This is a genomic window from Streptococcus australis (assembly GCF_019930045.1).
GTDB classification, from domain to species: domain Bacteria; phylum Bacillota; class Bacilli; order Lactobacillales; family Streptococcaceae; genus Streptococcus; species Streptococcus australis_D.
Window position 1 is genome coordinate 17,968 of sequence record NZ_JAHZQQ010000015.1, and the last position, 23,649, is coordinate 41,616.

At 42.2% G+C, this 23,649-nt stretch carries 20 protein-coding genes and 1 riboswitch; of the genes, 2 read left to right on the top strand and 18 right to left on the bottom strand.

Annotation, left to right across the window (positions count from 1 at the left end):
* Positions 1 to 78 precede the first annotated feature (78 nt).
* From aroE to K1J10_RS04525, 3 genes are read right to left on the bottom strand one after another with little or no spacing between them, the layout of a single operon-like run.
* On the bottom strand, positions 79 to 954 hold the full coding sequence (aroE, locus tag K1J10_RS04515) for a shikimate dehydrogenase (protein ID WP_223356015.1): 876 nt from the start codon (positions 952 to 954) through the stop codon (positions 79 to 81).
* Positions 944 to 1,621, bottom strand: coding sequence for a type I 3-dehydroquinate dehydratase (gene aroD, locus K1J10_RS04520; RefSeq protein ID WP_223356016.1), 678 nt, complete (start codon positions 1,619 to 1,621; stop codon positions 944 to 946). The genes aroE and aroD overlap by 11 nt, the downstream gene beginning before the upstream one ends.
* The gene (locus tag K1J10_RS04525) at positions 1,618 to 2,781 is read right to left on the bottom strand and encodes a class I SAM-dependent rRNA methyltransferase (RefSeq protein WP_223356017.1); all 1,164 of its coding nucleotides are present in this window, start codon (positions 2,779 to 2,781) and stop codon (positions 1,618 to 1,620) included. The genes aroD and K1J10_RS04525 overlap by 4 nt, the downstream gene beginning before the upstream one ends.
* A 242-nt stretch (positions 2,782 to 3,023) precedes the next feature.
* Between K1J10_RS04525 and K1J10_RS04530 the strand changes: the two genes are divergently transcribed.
* Entirely contained in the window at positions 3,024 to 5,210 is a 2,187-nt protein-coding gene (locus tag K1J10_RS04530; RefSeq protein ID WP_223356018.1) for an LTA synthase family protein, read from the top strand.
* A gap of 472 nt (positions 5,211 to 5,682) precedes the next feature.
* On the opposite strand, the gene pulA is transcribed toward K1J10_RS04530, so the two are convergent.
* From pulA to K1J10_RS04550, 4 genes are all read right to left on the bottom strand, one after another.
* Positions 5,683 to 7,980 carry a type I pullulanase gene (pulA, locus tag K1J10_RS04535; protein ID WP_223356019.1) on the bottom strand — a complete coding sequence of 766 codons (2,298 nt, stop codon included), beginning with the start codon at positions 7,978 to 7,980 and terminating at the stop codon, positions 5,683 to 5,685.
* Between the two features lie 76 nt (positions 7,981 to 8,056).
* Positions 8,057 to 9,025 (bottom strand): diacylglycerol kinase family lipid kinase, encoded by a 969-nt coding sequence (locus K1J10_RS04540; protein WP_048688118.1) that lies wholly within the window; start codon positions 9,023 to 9,025, stop codon positions 8,057 to 8,059.
* 8 nt (positions 9,026 to 9,033) lie between these two features.
* On the bottom strand, positions 9,034 to 10,992 hold the full coding sequence (ligA, locus tag K1J10_RS04545) for an NAD-dependent DNA ligase LigA (RefSeq protein WP_223356020.1): 1,959 nt from the start codon (positions 10,990 to 10,992) through the stop codon (positions 9,034 to 9,036).
* Positions 10,993 to 11,283: 291 nt separating this feature from the next.
* Positions 11,284 to 11,793, bottom strand: a complete 510-nt coding sequence (locus K1J10_RS04550; RefSeq protein WP_223356021.1) for a QueT transporter family protein — start codon at positions 11,791 to 11,793, stop codon at positions 11,284 to 11,286.
* A riboswitch (PreQ1 riboswitch) is annotated at positions 11,791 to 11,926 on the bottom strand. It overlaps the preceding gene by 3 nt.
* A gap of 28 nt (positions 11,927 to 11,954) precedes the next feature.
* On the opposite strand from K1J10_RS04550, the gene K1J10_RS04555 reads away from it, so the two are divergent.
* A complete protein-coding gene (locus tag K1J10_RS04555; RefSeq protein WP_048688108.1) occupies positions 11,955 to 12,392 on the top strand; it encodes a GtrA family protein in 438 nt (145 codons plus the stop codon).
* Positions 12,393 to 12,448: 56 nt separating this feature from the next.
* On the opposite strand, the gene K1J10_RS04560 is transcribed toward K1J10_RS04555, so the two are convergent.
* From K1J10_RS04560 to metK, 11 genes are all read right to left on the bottom strand, one after another.
* Positions 12,449 to 13,156 carry a B3/B4 domain-containing protein gene (locus K1J10_RS04560; RefSeq protein WP_223356022.1) on the bottom strand — a complete coding sequence of 236 codons (708 nt, stop codon included), beginning with the start codon at positions 13,154 to 13,156 and terminating at the stop codon, positions 12,449 to 12,451.
* A complete protein-coding gene (locus K1J10_RS04565; protein ID WP_223356023.1) occupies positions 13,153 to 13,617 on the bottom strand; it encodes a MarR family winged helix-turn-helix transcriptional regulator in 465 nt (154 codons plus the stop codon). Before K1J10_RS04565 ends, K1J10_RS04560 begins: the two co-directional genes overlap by 4 nt.
* A 273-nt stretch (positions 13,618 to 13,890) precedes the next feature.
* The gene (locus K1J10_RS04570; protein WP_223356024.1) at positions 13,891 to 14,859 is read right to left on the bottom strand and encodes a YihY/virulence factor BrkB family protein; all 969 of its coding nucleotides are present in this window, start codon (positions 14,857 to 14,859) and stop codon (positions 13,891 to 13,893) included.
* 89 nt (positions 14,860 to 14,948) lie between these two features.
* The gene (locus K1J10_RS04575) at positions 14,949 to 15,809 is read right to left on the bottom strand and encodes a methionyl aminopeptidase (protein WP_154853226.1); all 861 of its coding nucleotides are present in this window, start codon (positions 15,807 to 15,809) and stop codon (positions 14,949 to 14,951) included.
* 18 nt (positions 15,810 to 15,827) lie between these two features.
* Entirely contained in the window at positions 15,828 to 17,105 is a 1,278-nt protein-coding gene (spxR, locus tag K1J10_RS04580) for a CBS-HotDog domain-containing transcription factor SpxR (protein WP_125330046.1), read from the bottom strand.
* The gene (locus K1J10_RS04585; RefSeq protein ID WP_223356025.1) at positions 17,098 to 17,649 is read right to left on the bottom strand and encodes a GNAT family N-acetyltransferase; all 552 of its coding nucleotides are present in this window, start codon (positions 17,647 to 17,649) and stop codon (positions 17,098 to 17,100) included. Before K1J10_RS04585 ends, spxR begins: the two co-directional genes overlap by 8 nt.
* 12 nt (positions 17,650 to 17,661) lie before the next feature.
* On the bottom strand, positions 17,662 to 18,924 hold the full coding sequence (locus K1J10_RS04590; RefSeq protein ID WP_223356026.1) for a UDP-N-acetylglucosamine 1-carboxyvinyltransferase: 1,263 nt from the start codon (positions 18,922 to 18,924) through the stop codon (positions 17,662 to 17,664).
* A 260-nt stretch (positions 18,925 to 19,184) separates the two neighbouring features.
* Positions 19,185 to 19,391 (bottom strand): copper chaperone CopZ, encoded by a 207-nt coding sequence (copZ, locus tag K1J10_RS04595; protein ID WP_126404419.1) that lies wholly within the window; start codon positions 19,389 to 19,391, stop codon positions 19,185 to 19,187.
* A gap of 47 nt (positions 19,392 to 19,438) precedes the next feature.
* Positions 19,439 to 21,667 carry a heavy metal translocating P-type ATPase gene (locus K1J10_RS04600; RefSeq protein WP_223356027.1) on the bottom strand — a complete coding sequence of 743 codons (2,229 nt, stop codon included), beginning with the start codon at positions 21,665 to 21,667 and terminating at the stop codon, positions 19,439 to 19,441.
* Positions 21,664 to 22,098, bottom strand: a complete 435-nt coding sequence (locus tag K1J10_RS04605) for a CopY/TcrY family copper transport repressor (RefSeq protein WP_154853239.1) — start codon at positions 22,096 to 22,098, stop codon at positions 21,664 to 21,666. Before K1J10_RS04605 ends, K1J10_RS04600 begins: the two co-directional genes overlap by 4 nt.
* A 154-nt stretch (positions 22,099 to 22,252) precedes the next feature.
* Positions 22,253 to 23,443, bottom strand: coding sequence for a methionine adenosyltransferase (gene metK / locus K1J10_RS04610; protein ID WP_223356028.1), 1,191 nt, complete (start codon positions 23,441 to 23,443; stop codon positions 22,253 to 22,255).
* Positions 23,444 to 23,649: the final 206 nt, after the last annotated feature.

Below are 23,649 nucleotides of genomic sequence, written 5' to 3' on the forward strand. Positions count from 1 at the left end.
TGAAAAAGATTACAATTTCACTATTGTATAAAAATAGAAAACAGAGCATACTTGATTAAGTTTTTCTGTTTTCTTCCATCATTTTTCTAATACATAATCTGGGTATTCCAATTTCAAAGCTTGCCAGACTTCCTCTTCTGGGAATGTTTTATCCGTCATCAGTTCAAAGGCAACAGCAGCTTGATGGAAGAGCATTCCCAAGCCATTTAAGGTTTGCGCCCCTTGTTCTTCAGCTAATTGAAGAAATGGTGTCTTGGCAGGAAAATAAGCTAAATCAGCCACTAGACAACCTTTAGGAAAGCTAAACTCTTTCGGAATAGGGAGAGAAGACCCGTCCATTCCTATTCCTGTAGCATTGATCAATAAATCCGTCCCCTCTATCGTTGCATTCAACTGATCCCGACTGGATAAGTCATGAAGGACAATTGAAACATCAAGAGTTTCGGATAGTGGAGCAAAGATAGCCTGATACTTATCTAAACTTTCTGGACGAACAAATAAATGAATCTCGCCAACTCCTTGCCGAATAGCCTCTACAACAATAGCAGTCGCAGCACCACCCGCACCTAAAAGAACGAGTTTCTTATTCATTATCGAAAAAGTCTTAGGAAGACTCTTTAGAAAACCAAGTCCGTCTGTGTTGTAGCCTGTTAAACGACCATCTTTCTGAACAATCGTATTGACCGAACCAATAAGCTGTGCGCTTCCATCTACCTGATCTAAAAATGGCAAGACCTTTTTCTTGTAAGGCATGGAAATATTAGCGCCCAACATATCCAGTACCCGTAACTGTTGAAGACTTTGTTCGACTTGTTCTTCTTCCACTTCCCAAGCAAGATAGACTACATTGGTCGCGGTTAGTTGGTAAGCCCAGTTGTGAATAAAGGGTGAGATACTATGACGAATGGGCTTGGCAATCACGGCCGCCATTCGCGTATAGCCATCAATCTTCATCTAAGATCTCCCGAATCTTGTGCATGCTGGACAAGCTAATTTGTCCTGGTGCACTTTCCACTCCTACACTAGCATAGGACCAAACAGAACCAGTTAAATCGGCAGCGATGCGAGAGATTCGGCCGATTTTCCCCATAGAAATGGTAACGAACTCTTGTTCTGGATTTAGCGTCTTAAAGCCACGTGTATAGTTCATTAGGTCCAGAACATCCTGCTCGGTATGAGCCATCACTGATACCTTGACCAATTTAGGTGTAAAGCTGGTTAACTCCGACATAATCTCCATCATATTTTCAGGAGTTTCCTGGAAATTATGATAGCTGAGGCACAGATTGGAATAATTCATCATCTGTTCAAACTCAACTTTGTGACTAAAATATTCATAATCTATATAATCTGGATGGTAGATCGTATTGATATCGTGGATAATCGATACATATTCATCACCTGAGAGATCAATTTGTCCCCCCTCTGGACGAGTCCGCAGGGTAAACAAAATTTCACGCCCCGCAAATTTTTCAAAAATTGCAGGTGCAACCGGTAGAATATCATTCTTATCCAAGAAGTCTGCCCGCCATTCGATGATATCTGCATCTTGATAGCGACTGGCATCGAGAGCCTGAGCCTCCTCCAAATTTCTAGGCATTACAGAGACAACTAATTTCATTGATCCACCTTAATCGTAAAAACTTTCAAGTAATTACTACTTTCTTCCCTTTCATTGTATCGAAAATCAGCTGGAAGTCCCACTTCACTGATAAAGCGATGCTTTTGGCCTTTGAAGCCCTTTTCAATTTCTTTCTTAAATTTATCCCGACTGACATTGGCAGCATTCGTACTTGCAATCAAAATACCTTTTGGTTTCAAGATCTCTAGGGACTGCTCGATTAGTTTGTGGTAATCCTTCGCAACTGAGAAGGTACGCTTCTTATTGCGAGCAAAACTCGGAGGATCTAAAACGATCACATCATAAGTCAAGCCATGACGCTTGGCATACTTATAATAATCAAAAACATCCATGACGATAAAGCGGTGCTGGTCCAATGCTAGACCATTTGCCACAAAATGAGCTTCAGATAGTTCGCGACTCCGCTTGGCCAGATCAACAGAGGTTGTTTCTACTGCTCCGCCCATGGCCGCTGCTACCGAAAAAGCCGCCGTGTAGGAAAACATATTGAGTAAGGATTTACCTGCAGCTAAGCCATCTACTAAGCTAGCACGCACATCGTGTTGGTCCAAGAAAATTCCTGTCATCAAGCCATCATTCAGAAAGACTTGGTAGCGAACGCCGTTTTCCAAAATCAAAAACTGCTCTGGAGCTTCTTGACCAAAAAGATGGGCTGACTCGTAACCTGGATCCTTGAAACGGATTTTTTCATATCCTCCCAAGACCTCTGGAAAAACTTCTTGAAAAGCTGCAACAAGCAACTCTCTGATTTGATAAACAAAGGCATTGTAAATGGAAAAGACGGCATAATCTCCATAGAGATCAATAGTCAAGCCACCAAATCCGTCGCCTTCTTGATTAAAAACTCTAAAAGCTGTATCCAATTCCGACTGATAGTAAGACTGACGTTTTGACTTAGCTTTAGCAAATAGCTGACTAAAGTAAGCCTGATCCAAGGTGATTTTCTTGGTAGAAATGACACAACCAAGACCCTTGTTTTGCTCTGAAAGATAGCCTGTCCCTAAAAAATGACCCGAAGCTGTGACCAGCTCAACCACCTCATTGTCAAAGGGGAGTTGCCCAAAATCACTCTTCTCTAAAATCTTATAACCTTTATGGATTTTTTTCTCAACTTGTCGGTTAATTGTCAGCTTTTTCATACTTCTATTGTATCAAAATTTTCAAAAATTCACAAAGTCTCCCACTTAAGAATCCTATTATTAAGGAAGTATTCACCATCTTTTTAAACAATCGCACTTCTTTTGTTTAGCTAATGATTACCAATATCAATCATACTCTTTTTTAACATCATTATTTACTTGCTTTATTTTCAAAACGTTTTAAATTATGGTATACTGTTGTAAGAAAATTTTTAGGAAATAAGGCAAGGAAGTATATTTTTGTGAAAAAAATTACCAAAACGATACTCGATGCTATGAGTACCAGACTAGGATTTGTCTTTACCCTACTGTTGCTTTATTGGTTTAAAACCATGTGGGCCTATGCAGTAGACTTTAATCTAGATATTCAAGGCTTTTATCAGGTTTTTCTTGCAGTAATTAACCCGATTCCACTCAGCCTCTTATTCATCGGTCTCGCTTTTTATATTAAGAGAACCAAACTCTTTTACATGCTATCTTTTAGCATCTATGTTATTTTATTTATCTGGTTGATTTCCAACTCGATTTATTATCGTGAGTTTACAGACTTCGTAACAGTCAACACCATGCTGGCATCTAGTAAAGTTTCTGCCGGTCTTGGAGCTGCAGCCTTAGAATTGTTCCGTCCCTGGGATATTATCTATGTTTTAGACTTCCCGATTCTAGCTTTCCTCTTCTTAAAGAAATTGGTCAAACTAGATCGCCGTCCCTTTAACAAACGGGCAAGTTTTGCAGTGACTTCGCTCTCTGCTATGCTCTTCTCGGCCAATCTTTTCTTGGCGGAGATTGACCGTCCGGAATTGTTAACGCGTGGCTTCTCCAACTACTATGTGGTTCGTGCGCTTGGTTTACCTGCCTTTTTGGGTTACAGTGCCAACCAGACCTACATGGCCAATAAAGAACGCTCAAAGGCTTCTGAAGTTGACTTAAAGCCTGTTGAAGAGTATGTTGCTAGCCATTATGCTCAACCAAACCCTGAAACCTTTGGTCTCGCCAAGGGACGAAATGTCATCTATATCCATTTGGAAAGCTTCCAACAATTCTTGATCGACTATAAATTGAAAGTCGATGACAAAGAATACGAAGTGACACCTTTCATCAACTCGCTTTACCACTCAAACGAAACCTTTGCATTTGCCAATATCTTCAACCAAGTAAAAGCTGGTAAAACATCAGATGCAGAGACCATGATTGAAACAGGCTTGTTCGGTTTGAACCAAGGTTCCTTTATGGTAAATTACGGTGGGACTAATACCCAGCAAGCAGCTCCTTTCATTCTTTCTAAGAATGGTTACCAATCTAGTGCAGTTTTCCACGGAAATGCCGGAAGTTTCTGGAACCGTAATACAGCCTACAAACAATGGGGCTACCATTACTTCTTTGATGCGTCATACTTTACCAAGCAAGATGAAACCAACTCCTTCCAGTATGGACTTAATGACAAGATCATGTTGAAGGATTCCATCAAGTACTTGGAACATATGCAACAACCGTTTTATACTAAGTTCATTACCGTTTCCAACCACTATCCTTATACGACGAGTCTGATTGGGGACGAGATTGGTTTCCCTCTTGCAGAGACGCAAGATGAAACCATTAATGGCTATTTCGCAACAGCAAACTATTTGGATTCTTCTATCAAGGCCTTCTTCGATTATCTCAAAGCTTCTGGTCTTTATGAAAACTCCATTATCGTATTGTATGGAGACCACTACGGTATTTCTAATTCTCGAAATCCAGCTCTGGCTCCTTTGCTTGATAAGAACTCTGAAACTTGGTCAAGTTATGACAATGCCATGTTGCAACGGGTACCTTATATGGTGGTCGTTCCTGGCATAAACAAAGGGAAAGTTATTGAGACCTATGGTGGAGAGATTGATATGCTTCCAACATTGGAACACTTGTTAGGCATTGATTCTAAGAACTTCCTTCAAGTTGGTCAAGACTTATTATCTCCAAATCATAGCCAAATCGTTGCTTTCCGTTCTGCTAACTACTTTGTAACTCCTGAGTATACAAGTTACAGTGGCCGGACCTATTACACCAAGACTGGTGAAGAAATCACCAATCCAGACGAAACAACGAAAGAGCAACTGGATAAAATCCGTGAGGCAGCGAATCTACAACTTAAGATTAGTGATAGTATCCAAACAGGGGACCTCTTACGTTTCTACACTGGAAATGCTCTTGGTAAAGTTAACCCAGATGACTACTCCTACAATAACTCGATGAAAGCATTGAAGAAAATTGAAAAAGAAAAAGGGGATGCCTCAACCAGCCTCTATAGCCAAAGAGGCAATCAATCAACCGTTGATCTCTTCAAAGCGCCAAGCTATAAGGAACTCCACCCTGAACAGTTCAGTTCATCTTCTTCGAGTGAGAATTCCAGCTCAAGTAGTTCTAGCTCATCTTCATCAGAAAAAAAATAAGATTGGGACCTCCCAATCTTATTTTTGAATATAGACAAACTGTTTTTACTTTAAGGAAGCTGGACTTTTTTAAAAAACACTTCTATTACCTTGGATTATTAAAGCAAATCTAAAACTTTCCGCTGTGAGAAAAGTACTTGAAACATAGTGTTTCAAGTACTCGGGAGTTTTGAAACTTTAGGTTCAAAACTAAGTCTTGGAAGTTCCTGGATTGCTGAAATCATCCACTGGATAATTTCACCTAACCTCCGTACTCACCTAAGGAAAGTTTTTAAGAAGACTTTTCTTAAATTTGAAATGAGGCTGGGACAAAAGTCCTAGCCTCTCAATTATTTTTGGATTGTCGAGCAAGACGCAGTGGTTGAGTGGGCTCTACTACGCTGATTTCATCAGCTTTTACAGCCCTACTCAACTGTGCGGAGGTGGGACGACGAAATCGAATTCTAACGAATTACCGATTTCTGTCCCACTCTCATTTCTTCCATTCAAATATGGAAGCTGTTAAATTCTCAACATAGAATGGACGTTTATTTCGACTATTTCCAACAAGGAGCTCAAGATGATCTGCATTCTGGAGATAGAATGGTAGTCCACTGGTGTTAAAAATGACATAGTAGTGTTTGTCCCAATTTAATTCAAAGACAACAACACCACTGCCCATATCTGCTGTATGCACGAAGACATGTTGATAAATCTCCTCATAAGATTCGAGGGACAAGGCAGGTAGGGTCTTCTTCAAATGAATGATTTGACGCACATATTCGATTGTATCCTTGTTGACAGATACTAAATCCCAATCGACTTGGTTGACGGCATCTGGCGCATTATAGGAATTCATAGCCCGTTCTCGATCTTGAGGTGTCACTTCCCCATCTTCGCCCGTTGCAACTAGTTTGGTTCGTAGGAACTCTTGTCCAACCTGCATAAAGGCCATCCCTTGGAAGAGGAGATTCATGGCTGTCGCCATTTCTACCTGCTTCTTAATTTTTTCCTGAGAATCATTTGGGTGGACATAAGAAAGTAAATCGTAGAGGTTATAGTTGTCATGGGCTTCTACATAGTTGAGGACCTGGCTTGGAGTTAGGAAGGATCCCAACTCTGCACTTCCAAGTACGGAGCGCGCAATGATATCTTCTGTAGACTTGCGACTGACATACCCACGTTTGATGGATCCGAAGACTTCAGCTCCCTTTATGGCATCTCGAGAGGTATCATTAAAGAAACCGACTTGGGCCATTTGATAAGCATTGTCCTTTTTGGCCTTATCTTCTGGAGCCAATCCTGTCCCCATATCCCAACCTTCTCCATAAAGGAGAATCCGTGGATCAATTGCGTCCATGGCTTCACGGATTTCATTCATAGTATCCACATCGTGAATCCCCATTAAGTCAAAGCGGAAACCGTCAATCTTATATTCTGTTACCCAATACGTCAAGGAATCAATCATGAATTTGCGGTACATCTCATGCTCACTGGCCGTCTCATTCCCAACTCCTGTACCATTTTGGAAGGATCCATTTGGATTCATCCGGTAGTAATAATCAGGAACGGTTGTTTGGAAAGCTCCATCTTCTGTCGAATAGATATGATTATAGACCACATCCATGACTACCGAAATACCCGCTTCATGATAGGCGTGTATCATTTCTTTTAACTCACGCATGGTGGTCTTAGGATCGTGAGGTTTGGTCGAGTAACTAGTCTCTGGAGCAGAGTAATTCTGCACATCATAGCCCCAATTGTAGAGGACATTCCCGTCTTCATCATAGGTCTTATAGCGGTCGGTCACTGGTTGCAGTTGGACCACATTGACCCCTAATTCCTTGATATAGTCAAAGGCTGTGGCATCCCCTTGGGCGTTCTTCGTCCCAGTCTGGTAAGCTCCTCGGTAGGTTCCTCGATAGGCTTCATCCACACCGGAAGTCGGAGAGATGGTCAAATCCCGGACGTGCATTTCATAAACAACCGCCTGACAAGGATTATCCAGACGCCAGTCAGCCTTTTCATAAGCTTCTGACTGAAAGGCAGGGAAGATGCAATCCTGATGAGAAAGAATGGCAGACTTTTTCCCATTTTCACTGGTAGCGATCGTATAAGGATCACGCGCAATCTCTGTATGGTAATCAAAATAAACCTTATACTGATAGGCTAGTCCACTGAGGTTTCCCATGACATCTGCATACCAGACACCACAGTTATTGCGAACATGGTCGCTAGATTCTCTCTGACCACGAACCATTGGGACAATCTTCCAGACCTTGCTGTCATTGGCTACAGAATCATAGATGAGAAGGTCTACTTTATTGGCAGTAGGCGCCCAAAGTTTAAAGCGGTAATCATCATCTTGCTGGCGATATCCCAACCAACCCTGATAGCCCCATTTGGCATCAAATTCTTGATAGTGCGTCGCCATATCAAAAGCGCGTGGCTTCCGACGGCTGTATTCATGACTGGTCATTGCAGCCTGCAAGGAATAATAAACGGTGTCATCTCCTTGAATCAACCAGACTTCCCGCACTTTCCCTTCTGGTAAAAGCTCAATATGGTATTCATCCGACTGACTAAGCCAGTTTCCTTCCTTGATGATGACATGGCCAATGTGTTGAGGTGTCTCACAGTTATAAACTAGGAGCCCCTCAACTCCAAAATAATCGAGCTTGGAGAAAGAGACTTCCTCTCCCCATACTCCTTCATGCCACTTCCACATATCACGGGCGAAATAATCACCTACGGGATGATGGTAGTGGATTTTCACTTGATACTGATGCATCGTATTGTATTTCCTATTTCCTAATTAACTATGTATGAAGAAACTGGCATTACCCACTCTCAGCAATGATTCTCCATTATTCTTCTGATTTATATTCTGAACGGACCAGAGCATCGTCATTAATTTCATCGATGTTGGCAAAAAATTCTAAGTGATTGTGGAAAACTTCCAGTTCTACCGGTGTATCTCCGCCGTATTCGCCATCTAAATTAATCTTGAACTCTTCTTTCTGATCCAAAACTTCAATTTTTAATTTAGAGGTCTTGAGGTATTCAATATTTGAATCATTAACGTGTTTCCCACCATTTACAGCTTGCATAATGAGAGACAGCATTTCAAATAATTTAGCTGTTTTGACTAAGATCAAGGTAAAGTTCCCATCATCAAGTTTAGCATCTGGTGCCACACTTTCAAAGCCACCGATTGAATTGGTCAATGCTACGAAAACAAGAGAAACTGGTCCAACATAGACCCCATTGTCGTGTTCAATCCGTACCTTGCGGGTTTTATTTTTAGGAAATTTTTTCACAGCTTCGGCCACATAAGCAAAGTAGCCATAGCGTGATTTCACTTCACTTGGAACGCTAAAGGTTAATTCGGACAAGGTTCCTGCTGCAGCAATATTGATAAAATATTTACTTCCGTAAGCACGGCCAATGTCCATTTGAATAGTTTGGTTCTTCTCAATGATCCGTGCAGCTGCGACTGGGTCTCCCATTGGAATCTTCAGTGCACGAGCATAATCGTTGGTTGTTCCAGTTGGAATAAAAGCCATCTTTGGACGGTGTTCCAAGCTAGCAACCCCATTGACAACCTCATTAATGGTTCCATCTCCTCCAGCAGCAATTATCAAATCAAAACCAGCTTTTGCAGCTCGTTCTGCTTCTAATTGAGCTGAAAGGGGCTCTGGAGTGGTCTGATAGGCACTTGTTTCGTAGCCAACATCCTCTAACACATCCAAAACTTCTGCGATATTCTTTTTAATGATTTCCTGACCAGAGGTCGGATTATATATCACTCGTGCTTTTTTAATCTTATTTTCCATACATGCCTCTATAAACTTTCAAGCCAGGCTTCATCCTGTATTTCAATCGATAATTCCTGCGCTTTGCTTAATTTACTTCCCGCATCGCTACCTGCTACTAATAGGTCAGTTTTTTTGGACACGGAACCTGTGACTTTAGCCCCTAAGGCTTCTAATTTAGCCTTGGCTTCCGAACGTGTCAGACGTTCCAGTTTACCAGTTAAGACAACTGTTTTACCGGACAAAGGAGCATCTGCTGCAACCTTTTGTCCAAGGTAATCTAAGTTTACCCCAGCATCCTTAAGCTCTTCTAAAAGAAGTTGAGAGCCTTCCTGGGCAAAATAACGCTTAAGACTTTCAGCAACCACCATTCCTAAACTGTCTATCGCCGCAATCTTTTCAACCTTTGCATCTGCTATAGCTGGAATGGAATGGAATTCCTGAAGCAAGAGCTGGCTAGCCTTACTTCCCACATGACGAATTCCCAGACCAAACAATAGTTTTTCAGCAGAATTTCCCTTCGATGTCTGGATCGCATCTACTAATTTTTGGGCAGATTTTTCTTTAAAACCATCCAATTGCAAGAGGTCATCGACGGTTAGCCGATAAATACCTGCTACATCTTGAACCAGTTCTTTAGCAAACAGTTTTTCGACCACTGCTGGCCCCAAGCCTGTAATGTTCATGGCATCACGGCTGGCAAAGTGAGCGAGTCCTTCTTTTATTTGAGCCGGACAGCGAGGATTGATACAACGCAAGGCCACTTCATCTTCAAAATGAAGGAGCTCGCTCTCGCAACTCGGACAGTGACACGGAATCTCTAATCTCTCTTCCGATATGCGCTTATCCATGACAACACGCAAGACAGCTGGGATAATGTCCCCGGCCTTATAAACAATGACCGTATCATCCTTGCGAATGTCTTTCTCTGCAATGTAATCTACATTATGGAGGGTAGCTCGACTGACCGTCGTACCTGCTAACTGAACTGGCGTCAAATTAGCCGTCGGTGTCACCACTCCTGTCCGACCGACTGTCCAATCAACTGACAAGAGTTTTGCTTCTTTCTCCTCAGCTGGGAATTTGTAAGCCACTGCCCATTTGGGAGCCTTGACGGTAAAGCCAAGCTCTTCTTGAACAGCTAGATCATTTACTTTAATCACGACCCCGTCGATATCATATGGAAGCTGGTCTCGCATGGATGCCACTTCCTGAATATAGGCCCAGACTTGCTCGATACTGGTCGCTGTCTTGTGATGAGGATTGACGACAAAACCGAGGCGGTTTAATTTGGCTAATACCTTCTCTTGGGTCGCTTGATCAGTAGGACTAGCTTCCTGGTAGAGGAAGGTCGCGAGCTTGCGCTCCGCAACAATCTTCGTATCCAACTGTCTAAGAGTACCGGCTGCAGCATTTCGAGGATTCGCAAACTCTGCCTCTCCATTTTCTTGGCGGGACAAATTTACAGCATCAAAAGACGCACGGGGCATGTAACATTCTCCGCGAACGGTTAAGGTAAGAGGTTCCGGTAAGACTAGAGGAATATCGCGAACTCGCTTGAGGTTTTCGGTGATATTTTCTCCAATGCTCCCATCTCCCCGTGTAGCACCAGTTTCAAGGACACCATCGACATAAGAAAGTGAAATAGATAGGCCATCAATTTTTAACTCACATACATAGGTGACAGATGGAAATTCCTTGCGAACCCGTTGGTCAAAGGCCACCAATTCTTCATAGGAGAAGGCGTCCTGCAAGCTATAAAGCGGGTAAGTATGCTGGTATTTTTCAAACCCTTTGAGAATGGTTCCTCCGACCCGATGGGTTGGACTATTGGGTTGGACCAATTCTGGATGGGCTTCCTCTAAAGCAACCAGTTCCCGATAAAGCTGGTCGTACTCATAATCCGATACGGAAGGAGCATCTTTTGTATAATATTCTTCTGCATATTTGTTTAGTAAGTTTACTAACTCTTTCATTCTGGTTTCCATATCTCTATTTTACCATAAAAACGCTTTACTGTGCCCTTTCTGACTACTTCACATGCGAAAAAATATCGTTTTTCAGAATGAATCGGATGAAACCATGGCATCAAAAAAAGAGGCTGGGACATAAGTCCTAGCCTCTCAATTGTCTTTGAATTATCGAGCAAGACGCAGTGGTTGACTGGGCTCTACTACACTGATTTCATCAGCTTTTACAGCCCTACTCAACTGTGCGGAGGTGGGACGACGAAATCGAATTCTAACGAATTACCGATTTCTGTCCCACTCTCTAGTGGATTATTGAGTCAAATCAATTCGTTGAGCAATCTTTTTGATCAAAATAGCTCCGACAATCAGGGAAGCAAATTCACCCAAACCAGTTGTCAACCAATTCAAGAAGAATGGTGTTTTGTTTATAATATGCAATTCTAGGGCAATCGTGAACATAGAGAGGGCAAAGAAAATTGAGAATAAGAAATGATCCTTGCGAATCCATCCATTAAAGAGATCTGTCTTTTCATAGCGTTTAAATAGGTAAACTCCAAGTGTAACGAAGATCAAGGTAGATCCACCACCAACGATCAAATCGATAATTCCATAACTCATGAAGTTAGAAATCATACACCCAATGGTAACAGACCAAATGTATTTCCGATTGTAGAAAGCCATGAAGTTGAGCATTTCAGAAACACGGAATTGGATCTCGTTGCTTCCGATGGCATTCAACGGGGGCGTAATGGTCAAGGCCACATAGAGAGCTGCAACTAGGGCAATCTGTGCCAAGTCACGAACAGTATAGTTTTTCATCGTTTTCTCCTTTAGCGGTTTTACCGCGTCTAATATGCTTGGTGAAAGAAGCTAAGCACCAAGGGTTGATCTTTGCCGATGACCCAAACTAATAGATTTCAAAGCAACAAATCAACTTTATAAGTATAGCATAAATAAGGAAATTATGATAGACTAATTGTATGAAAAAACTACTTAATCGAATCTTTGATAATGAAATTTTAGCCTACCTGATCTTTGGTGTTGCTACAACGATTGTTTCTGTTGCTACTCGGCTGATTGTTTTCCAACTGACAGACCAAGAACAACTAGCTACCTTAATTGGAAATATTGCAGGAATTCTTTTTGCCTTTGCTACCAATGATACGATTGTCTTTAAACAAGAAAGAAAAGGCTGGTTGAAACGGTTGATTGTTTTCTCTTTTGCTAGAATGGGAACTCTGGTGCTTGACCTCTTGATGACCACCATCTTTGTAACCCAGTATCCGCAAATCATCGGTCAGTTTGTCAATATGAATCGGACGGCTATCAATACCATCGAAACGTTTGCCGCCCAATTTATGATCGTCATTTTGAACTATGTTTTCAGTAAACTTTTTGTCTTCCGAAATAAGAAATAAGTTCCAAATAACTAAGAAAAACCGTCAGAACTCATATGGTCTCTGACGGTATTTTTTTATACTTCTAGACTAGATACTTGGGCGCTCAAATATGCAATCTTTCCTTCCACACCAAAGTAGTCCTTGACCAAGCCTTTTAATTCGTCCATTGCTTCTTTGGCCCGTCCTGCTTGCTCTTCAGTCACTGCCTCCATCACAAGAATAGCCTGTCGCGTTTCTTCTGTCAGCATGGTTCTTTGAGCTTCCCGCCAGTTTAAACAACGGCAAACGGCTCCCTCTTGATCATAATAGATGATCTCTTCCGGCAAAGCAGGAGCGTCTTCCTCAGCTCCTAGTGGGAAGAATGGCTCTCCCCCCTTGGCTTTTCCTAAGGATAAGCCTCCAGCTAAATTTTCCATATCCTCACCACCACAGGGGATAGCATAAGCAAGAGATACACTATTGTAGAGATCAACTAGCGGATTAATGGGATAAAACTCCCGTCCTTGCGACACACGTTTCAATAAGGCTTCGATGGAAGAACGAGCTCCTTTTTTGGTCTTGAATTTGGTAAAAGCCTGACGCCATTCCTGAACGACTGGGCTGACAGTGAATTGTTCATCATCGATGAAGACTTTTGATCGAGCGACTCCCTTGTCAAGTAGTTCCTTAAAATAGGGATCCTTGCTTTCGTCGACGTGGTTGTCAATACCTTCTACTGTCATCACCACTACTTGTGCTTGGGGAAACAAATCCCAAAATGCTTGATCTACTGTAAATTTCATTTCTTTTCCTCACTATAATTTCTTTTTTTGCCTTTTTTCACTAGCTCCCAATCCGCCGCGATGTTTTCTCTCATCTTTGCAAGCCATTCCTCTAATTGAAGGGCTTCTGCTTTTGAAAATCCCTTTAGGGCTGTCTCCTCAGAATATTCATGTTCAGAAAGGATGAACGGATAAAGCGCCTGTCCCTTTTCCGTTAGGATCCATTTTTTTATCTTTTGATTGGAATGATCATTTAATTCTCGGATAAATCCTTTATCAGCTAATTTTTTAACAGAGCGGGCTACTGTTGAGCGATCCACTTTTAATAAATCGGATAACTCCTCTTGAATAATCCCTGGGTGCTCCCCAATCCGTACCAAATACAGGTATTGGCCTTTAGCCAGTTCTAGATCTCGAAATTCGATATTGGCAATCGAATCTAAGGCTCGGGCTATGACGCCAATCTCTCGTAGTATCGTCATCTGCTCCTCCTTTCTTTATGGATGATTCTACCATATTTTTGTTGCAAATGCAATAAAAATAACGAGCACAAATAAGAGGCTGGACAAAAGTCCTAGCCTCTCAATTGTCTTTGGATTGTCGAGCAAGACGCAGTGGTTGAGTGGGCTCTACTACGCTGATTTCATCAGCTTTTACAGCCCTACTCAACTGTGCGGAGGTGGGACAACGAAATCGAATTCTAACGAATTACCGATTTCTGTCCCACTCTCTCTTCATGATTTGTTTCTTTAACATCATTCCTGATTTTTTCTCACATTTTTAAGATGGAAACGACGCTTGAGTGATGCTTCCTTTTGGTGAAAAGCTACTTGAGATGACTTGTACTTGGCTACCACATCCCCATCTTTTGTTTCGAATCGTGCTTCAATCGCATATTGAATACTAGCGTTTAAGATGCAACCAATAATCAACACCTTCGATACTAAGATAAACCAGAACATAATAATCGCTAAGAGGACCGACCCGAAGAAACGTGCATCTAAGAAACTCGTGATATAGTGGTCGACATATTTCCAGAAAATATTCAGGGTCAAATAAAGAACTGCTGTTACAAAGATAGCTCCCGGAAAGACATAGCGAAACTTAGGAATTTTGATATTGGGTAGCGTGTAGTAGAGCAAGAGCAAGGTCAAAAAGAGAAGAACGTAAACCGAAGGTCCTGAAATATTTAGGAGACGAAGGTAGATACTTTCATCAAACTTGAAAATCTCATAGACCGAACGAATAATCATCCGTCCAAACATAGTCAAAACCAGAGATAGACCGAACAGACCTTGCAGAGCAAAACTAATCAAAATACTGAAGATTCTCGCCCAGATAATCCCTCTCTCCTTCTCCACTCCATAACTTTTATTGAAGGCCCTTTGCAGGTATGCAATACACTGTGAAGAGACCCATAAAGCAGAGATGATGGAGAAACTCAGCAAACCAGTAGAAGGCTTAGTAAGCACCGATGAAATAACTTGCAAAACAATCCGGTACATGGAAGCAGGTAATACTTCTCGCAAAGTCAGCAAAATCTGAGTCGGACGAATCTGAAAGTAAGGGAGGATATTAGCTGCAATCAACAATAAAGGAAGAATCGAAATCAACAAATAATAGGCTACAGCTATACTCGTGATATCCGATTCAGAGGCCATATAAAAGCGCAAGAACCCCTTAATAAATGGTCGTTGGCCTAGCCATTTGAAAAACTTTTTCATATCTTCCCTCCCCCTAAACAAAGTGATAAAAAGAGAAAAGAGCGAAACCGTTTTTTATATTCAGCTCCATTCTTTCCTCTCTACTTGTATTAATAGGTTCCTTCTTCGCCTTGACTAGTCAAAATAACAGGACCATCTTTTGTAATCACAAACTGATGTTCGTACTGACAAGAAAGACCACCATCAAGGGTTTTGTGGGCCCAACCTGTCTTCATATCGGTATCAATTTCCCAAGTTCCGGTATTAATCATTGGTTCAATGGTCAAGACCATCCCTTCACGCAAGCGCAATCCACGTCCTGCACGACCGTAATGAGGCACCATTGGTTCTTCATGCATAGTTGGACCGACACCATGACCGACCAAGTCTCGAACCACGCCATAGCCCTTGCTTTCAGCATATTCTTGAATAGCGGCTCCGATATCTCCTAGACGATTTCCGACAACGGCTTTTTCAATCCCCTTGTAAAGACATTCCTTGGTCACATCCATGAGGTCTTTAACTTCTTGAGATACATTTCCTACTGCATAAGCCCAGCAAGAATCCGCCAAACCACCAGAGTAGTTTTCTGTATACTTTTTCACCTGCGCGACATTGTCAAAGTCTAATTTTGAGACATCAACAACAGACTTTTCTAAGGGCTCAGACAAGACCATATCCACCTTTAAGAGGTCCCCATCTTTTAAGACATAATGGCGAGGAAAGGCATGAGCCACTTCATCATTGATCCCACAACAAGTCGCATAGGGATAGTCCATCAAGCTTCCTTCAACACCAATCTGAAGGGGCAAGACATTGGCTTCTTTACAGCGACGTCGAACATACTCTTCTACTTCCCAAAGATCGAGACCTGGTTTGATCAAATCCCGAAGGCCAATATGGATACTAGCAAGAAACTCTCCTGCACGGTCCATGGCTTCAATTTCACGCTGTGATTTCAATGTAATCATCTATTTCCTACTTCCATTCTAATTAATTTTCAAAGTGACGGTGGCCTTCGTAACTAACTGTAGATTCAAATACAAATCAAAATCTATAATAGCCGATCGTCTTGTCTGACGAACGATGCGCGTTTCAATCCGCAAGGTATCGTCCACTTGAACAGCTTGAAGATAATAGACCAACAGTTGTTCAATAATTAAATTTTTCCCAGAATTCATCATGAGCTGGCGAGTGACCGTTGTTAGAACTTCAGTGAGCACGCCATTCGAGAGAACTCCACTCTTTTCTAACATACTCGGTTCAACCGTCAATTCAAAATGATTGGCTTGCAGAACCACTTTTTGACTGATTTGTTCACTAAAAGTAGGCAAACCAGACAATTGTTCCTTGCTCATCCGGTCCATGACCGCACGACGGGTAATGACTCCTAACAGGGTCTGATTGCTGCGAATAACAGGGATCATCTCAAAATCTTCTGCAATCATGCGTTGACTGACGTTGGCAATACTAGAGGATAGGTTTGTCGTAAAGACGCTACGGGACATGACCTTGTCAAGAGTTGTCTGGGGTGTCTTGTCTCCTGCATCTCGCATGGTCACCACTCCGACAACCATCTGGTGTTGATTGACGACAGGAAAGCGACTAAACCGGCTCTTTCTTACCAAATCTAGATAGTCACGTACGGTATCCGTTTCCCGTAAAAAACCATATTCATGCATGGGCGAATAGACTTGTTCGACCGTTAAAATATCTGTTTTAATTTGCATGTTTGCGAGAGCACGGTTGATCATGGTCGCCACGGTATAGGTATCATGCTTGGTACGTAAGATAGGAGTTTGGCCACTGCGACCTAGTTCCAAAATAGAAGGATCGACGTCGAAACCACCCGTTACAAGAACAGCATTGTCGTGTTTGAGGGCCAGACGCTGGATATTGGTCCGGTCTCCAACAATGAGGAGCCCACCTTCAGAGACATAGTCTAAAATATGCTCTTCAGTCATAGCACCGATATAAAATTTGTTGAACTCTCGTTCCAGTCCTTCTTTACCTGCCAAGACTTCCGAACCGGTTATTTCTACAATCTCTCGAAAAGTCAGATGTTCCAGGACAGCTTTTTTGGACTTAACACGAACAGTCCCACTACGAGGTCTCGTCTCAACAATTCCACGATTTTCGGCTTCTTTAATGGCCCGATAGGCGGTCCCATCACTCACCTGCAAATAGTTCGAGATACTTCTCACACTGACACGCTTGCCAATCGGTAGTTTCTCCAAATAATCTAAGATCGCTTGGTGTTTACTCATTGAGATCTCCTCTATCTATGCAGAACTCGTAATAATCCCGCATCTTTCGGGTATAGCGGTCACTTCCCTTAAATTGTCGTTTTAATGTATAACCGGCATGCAAAGCTACCTGTTGACTGGCTATATTTTCAACATGGGTAATAATTCGGACTTGTTTGAGATGAAGTTCCTGAAAGGACAAAAAGGTAATTTCTTTGACAACCTCTGTCATGAGGCCTTTGCCCCAATAGTCCTTGTGTAAGAAATAACCAAGCTCTGCTTCTTTCTTAATTTCATCCAATTTTTCAAATTTAATCGATCCAATCACACGGCCAGTTTCCTTGTCACAAATCGCCCATATTCCTAAAGGATTCTTTAAAAAATAATTCGCCAAGACATACTGGCATTCTTCAAGGGAAGTTTGTGCTGGGAAAATAAAAGGCAAATTATCCGGATTGGAGGATATGGTATAAAAGTCAGCCACATCACTATATAGAAAGGGCCTCAAGAAGAGGCGCTCTGTTTCGAAACATGAATATGCTGCTAGTTGCGTCCAAATGTTCATAAAAATCGTTCGTTATGCTTCATCAATTAGCTTGACGTCAGCTCCCAATTGTTGCAATTTTTCAATGATATGCGAATAGCCACGAAGGATAAACTCAACATTGGTAATCTCTGTTTTTCCTTGAGCCATTAGGCCAGCAATCACCAAGGCCGCACCTGCACGCAGGTCTGTCGCTTTAACTGGAGCCCCCGTTAATTGATTTGGTCCTTGGTAGACAATACGATCACTAACTGTTTCAATCGTAGCTCCCATGCGCATCAGTTCAGCCACATGGTTGACTCGCTTTTGATAAATAGTATCGACAATGCTTCCCTTTCCATTAGCTGTCAAGAGCAAGGGAGTCAAGGGTTGCTGCAAATCAGTCGCAAATCCAGGGTAAGGAGAGGTTTTTATATGGACAGCTTTCAGATTTTCCTGCTTTTCAACAAAAACACTATCCTCAGAAATGGTCATCCGAACGCCCATTTCTTCCAGCTTAGCGATAAAGCTTTCCAAGTGTTCATATAGGACATTGTTGATTTGAATCCCTTCTCCCACAGCTGCAGCAAGGGCGATATAAGTCCCCGCTTCGATGCGATCTGGAATCACTTGGTGACGTGTCCCGTGGAGATAGTCTACTCCTTCAATCGTAATGATATCTGTACCTGCGCCACGAATGTGAGCCCCCATATTATTGAGAAGAGTCACGACATCAATGATCTCAGGTTCGCGAGCAGCATTCTCAATAACGGTACGACCTTCCGCTTTAACAGCAGCTAGAATGGTATTAATCGTTGCTCCAACGCTAACCGTATCCATATAGATCACTGCGCCACGGAGACGCTCCCCATTTGTGGAAAGATTCATACTAGAACCATCCATGGTCATTTTAGCGCCCATCGCCTCAAAGGCTTTCAAATGCAGATCAATGGGACGTGGACCTAAATCACATCCCCCTGGTAGACCTACAGTTGCCTGGCCATAACGTCCCAAAAGACTTCCGTAGAAATAGTAAGAAGCGCGAAGACTATTGATCTTTCCAAATGGCATTGGCATATCTTGAACACCACGCGGATCGATAACAAGGGTCTCCCCATCTCGCTCCACTTTTGCTCCCATGAGGATCATAATGTCAATCAAGCTAGCCACATCTGAAATATCTGGGACACCATCAAGAGTCACAATTTCGTCTGCTAAAATAGTTGCAGGAATAAGGGCCACCACACTATTTTTTGCACCACTAATGGTCACCTCACCTTTTAAAGGGCGACCACCATTAATTATAATTTTTTTCATGTAAATTTGTATAAGCTCTTTCAATCATTCGGTAAAAAATTACCGCATCTATTATATCATAAAAACGCTTCATTTTCTACTCATTCTTATCTTTTGATCGGTCAATCCAATCTTTAGAAACCTCAACTAAATGTTTTACTATTTTTTTATATTTTCAGAATCTTTCCTTTTTTATTTATGTTGTTTGTAAATTGGCTGTAAGTGTTGTCACTTCTTTATAATCAAAAAAAGCAGCCCTTTTCGGACCGCCTTTCCTGACTTTATTTCACTTCATTTCCTAATTCATATTTACTGCCTTTTAGAGCTCGGGTCAAGGACCATTTCCAAGGTTTCCCTTCAATGGTTACTTGTTTTTTCTCTAAATCAACTTTCACTTCTTCTACACCTTTTACAGCAGATAGTTTTTCAGTGACAGCATTGGCACAACCTTGGCATTTCATTCCTGTAATTTCATATGTTTTTGACATGATTCTTTCCTTTCTTCTTCATGAGGAGATGATTTTTCTCCTAGTTCTTACAATTTTTTTCTCTTTAATCTTAGAGCATTCAGTACAACCGATACTGAACTAAAACTCATAGCTAGACCTGCTAGCATCGGGTTTAAGAGCGGGCCCCCAAAGAGATAGAGAAGGCCCATCGCCACAGGAATAGCTAAAACATTGTAGATAAAGGCCCAGAACAAGTTTTCCTTGATGGTCTTAATCGTATAGTGGCTGATTTCTAAAGCCCGGACAACATCCATCAATTGCGGTTTCATGACGACGATATCCGCACTTTCCATGGCAATATCTGTCCCAGACCCCATGGCAATCCCGATATCAGCAGTTGCAAGAGCCGGTGCATCGTTGATTCCATCCCCCACCATGATCACAGACTTGCCTTCTGCTTGCAACTCTTGGATTACCCGTGATTTTTCTTGAGGAAGGACTTGACTGATGACCAGCTGGATTCCAGCCTTCTTGGCAATAGCCTGAGCAGTTCGGTCATTATCCCCAGTTAGCATGATGACCTTCTTGCCCATTTTTTCTAGACTAGCAACCATTTCTAAACTATCTTCCTTGATGCGGTCTGCTACGCCAAATAGAGCCATGAGTTGTCCATCTTCAGCCAAGAAAATCGGCGTTTGTCCATCCTGGGTCAAGGCTTCCAAGTCAGCCTTGGCAAGACGAACATCGACCCCTTCCTCTTCCATGAGCGTTTGATTCCCAGCCAGATAAACCTGCCCAGCATAGCTAGCTGTAAGGCCTCTTCCTGTTAGACTAGAGAAGTTTTCCATCTCTAAGATGTCTACATGCGCTTCCTTTGTAGCATCCAGAATAGCTTGTCCTAGTGGATGCTCGGACTTAGCTTCCAGAGAGGCTAGTATTTGTAAGACATTCCCAGCTTGTCTATAAGTATAAGAAGAAGACAACTGAGGCTTTCCTTGAGTGATGGTCCCCGTTTTATCGAAGACCAAGACTTGTGCTTGATGAGCTAACTCAAGGACATCCCCTCTCTTGTAGAGGATCCCATGCTCTGCCCCTAATCCTGTGCCTACCATAATGGCTGTCGGAGTAGCCAAGCCTAGGGCACATGGACAGGCAATGACCAAGACACTGATCGTTACCGTCATAGCAAAGGTGAAGGTTTCACCCATGATAAAATACCAAAAGAGACCAGATAAGAGGGCAATCCCCATAACTACAGGGACAAAAACTCCTGCCACTTGATCAGCAATCTTAGCGATTGGCGCTTTGGTTTGTTGGGCATCTTCCACCAGCTGAATGATTTGTGCTAGTAAGGTATCCCGACCAACTTTTTCAGCCTGATAGACCAAGCTTCCTTGACCATTGATGGAACCAGCGTAAACTGAACTCCCTTCAGTTTTTTGGATGGGGATTGATTCACCCGTCAGCATGCTTTCATCAATGGCTGATTGTCCGGAAACCACCTGACCATCAACGGCTATTTTTTCACCTGGCTTGACCAGGATCTGATCTCCAATGACCAAGTCTTCTACAGGCAATTTCACTTCTTTTCCATCACGTAGGACCGTTGCCTCTTTAGCCGCCAGATGCATGAGCTTTTTGATGGCTTGTGAAGTACGCCCTTTAGATAGTGTTTCAAAATATTTACCTAGAGTAATCAGGGTCAGAATCACAGCTACAGACTCAAAGTAAAGCTGATGTACGTGATGGTGGTGACCAAGCAAAATGTGATAAGTTCCATAAAGACTATAAAGAAAGGCTGCGCTAGTCGCCAAAGCCACCAAAGCATCCATATTGGGATGGCCTTTTAGAAGGGTTCGGAAGCCATTTCGATAAAAGGCTCGTCCGAAGATCATCACAGGAATGGTCAAGAACAAAAGAACAAGAGTATAAGCCACAGGTGCTCGATCAGGTGAAACAAATGCAGGTGCTGGTAGGCCAATCATGGGGCCCATCGCTAGATAAAAGAGTGGCAGGGTGAAGATGGAAGACCAAAAGAGGCGTTTTCGGATCAATAGTAGCTTGTCACCTTCTCTCTCTTCTTGGCTCTTAGCTGTATCTGGATTATATACTACTGCCTCATAACCGGCATCCGCTACCGCTTTTGAAATAGCCTCTGGGCTCAAAGGTTCCCCTTGATATTCTACTGTCATTTTTTCGGTGGTCAGGTTTACTGTCGCTTTTTCAACACCATCCAGATGGTTGACAGCTTTCTCCACATTGATCACACAGGATGCACAAGTCATCCCATTGACGACAAAAGTTTCTTCTTTCATTTCTCTTCCTCCACATGACTGACACAGTGACATTGGCCTGGCTGGCAATCACATTGAACCCGCTCCACGCTTTCTTTGGATGCGAGGATTTCTTGCAAGTCCTTGATCTGTTCTTTGGTCATTGGTGTTTGCTGGATCAGTTTTCCCAATAATTGGCTATGCTTGGTCAAGCAGATCTTACTTAAGACTGCTTGGACAGCTTTTAAATTGGACTCTTCTTCATTGAGAAGGGTCTGATAGAGATAGGTTCGACCTTCTCTTCGACTCGTCAGGTAGCCTTTATCAGCCAATCGTCCCAAAAGAGTTTTCACTGTCGAAGCTGACCATTCCTGCTTGGTGGAGAGAATCTTGGTTATTTCTGTAGAAGTCGCTTCCCCCTTAGTCCAGAGAACTCTCATGACTTCCCATTCCGCACTTGAAATCTTTGCCATTGTTTTTCCTTTCTATCTCCTATCAAAGATAATATATTTACATTTGTAGTTTAATTATACACCTTCTTTTTTTCTTGTCAATAGTTTTGTTTACATTTGTAAATTTATTTTACAAAAAAATCTAGAACAACTGTTCTAGATTCTTTCTATCTACTTAGTTAACTGCTTCTTTCAAGTCTTCCACCTTGTCTAAACGTTCCCACGGAAGGTCAATATCTGTACGTCCCATATGTCCATAAGCCGCTGTTTGACGGTAGATTGGACGTTTGAGGTCAAGCATTTGGATAATTCCTGCAGGACGAAGGTCAAAGATTTGACGCGCTGCTTTTTCAAGCTTGCTTTCAGCCACTGCTCCAGTACCGAAGGTATCGATCCGAACAGATACAGGTTGGGCTACCCCAATGGCATAAGCCAATTGCACTTCTGCTTTCTTAGCAAGACCTGCAGCAACAATGTTTTTAGCAATGTAGCGAGCTGCATAAGAAGCGGAACGGTCAACCTTAGTCGCGTCCTTACCAGAGAAGGCACCACCACCATGACGTGAATAACCACCATAGGTATCCACGATGATCTTACGACCAGTTAAACCTGAGTCTCCTTGAGGTCCTCCGATAACGAAACGACCTGTTGGATTGATGAAGAATTTAGTCTCATCGTCAAGATACGAAGCTGGAATCACTTCTTTGATAACCTTGTTGATTACATCCTCACGGATTTGTTCATTGCTGACTTCTGGATCGTGTTGAGTTGAAATAACGACAGTGTCCACACGCACTGGTTGGTCATTTTCATCATATTCAACAGTAACTTGGGATTTTGCATCTGGACGAAGGTAGCTAATTTCACCAGACTTACGTAGCTCTGCCAAGCGACGAACCAACTTATGGCTGAGTGAGATTGGCAATGGCATGAGTTCTTCAGTTTCATCAACTGCAAAACCAAACATGAGACCTTGGTCTCCAGCACCAATCAAGTCAAGTGGATCTTGATCCGCATTCCCACGAACTTCTAAAGCTTCATTAACCCCTTGAGCGATATCTGGAGATTGTTCCACCAAAGATGGATGAACTCCCACCGTCTCCGCTGAGAAACCATACTCTGTATTGGTATAACCGATTTCTGCAATAGTATCACGAACCACACGGTTAATATCTACATAAGCGGTCGTTGAAATTTCACCAAAGACATGCACGGAACCAGTATAAACAGCTGTTTCAGCAGCCACGTGTGCCTCTGGATCTTGCTCTAAAATAGCATCCAAGATAGCATCTGAAATTTGGTCTGCAATCTTATCTGGATGCCCCTCAGATACAGATTCAGACGTGAATAATTTACGTTCTGACATAAAAATGTCCCCCCTTAAAAAATATTCGTTATAGAGTTACAAAGAACTGGTAGATGCATTCTACCACCTTATCGGGACCATATAACCTAACTATTATAACACGTTTTTGCACCAGTATCCTTTTTTTATAAGATAAATTGTAAAATATAGTGCAACAAAAAAACTCATAGCGTTTCATTGGGGTAAACTGTAAGTATTCACACAAA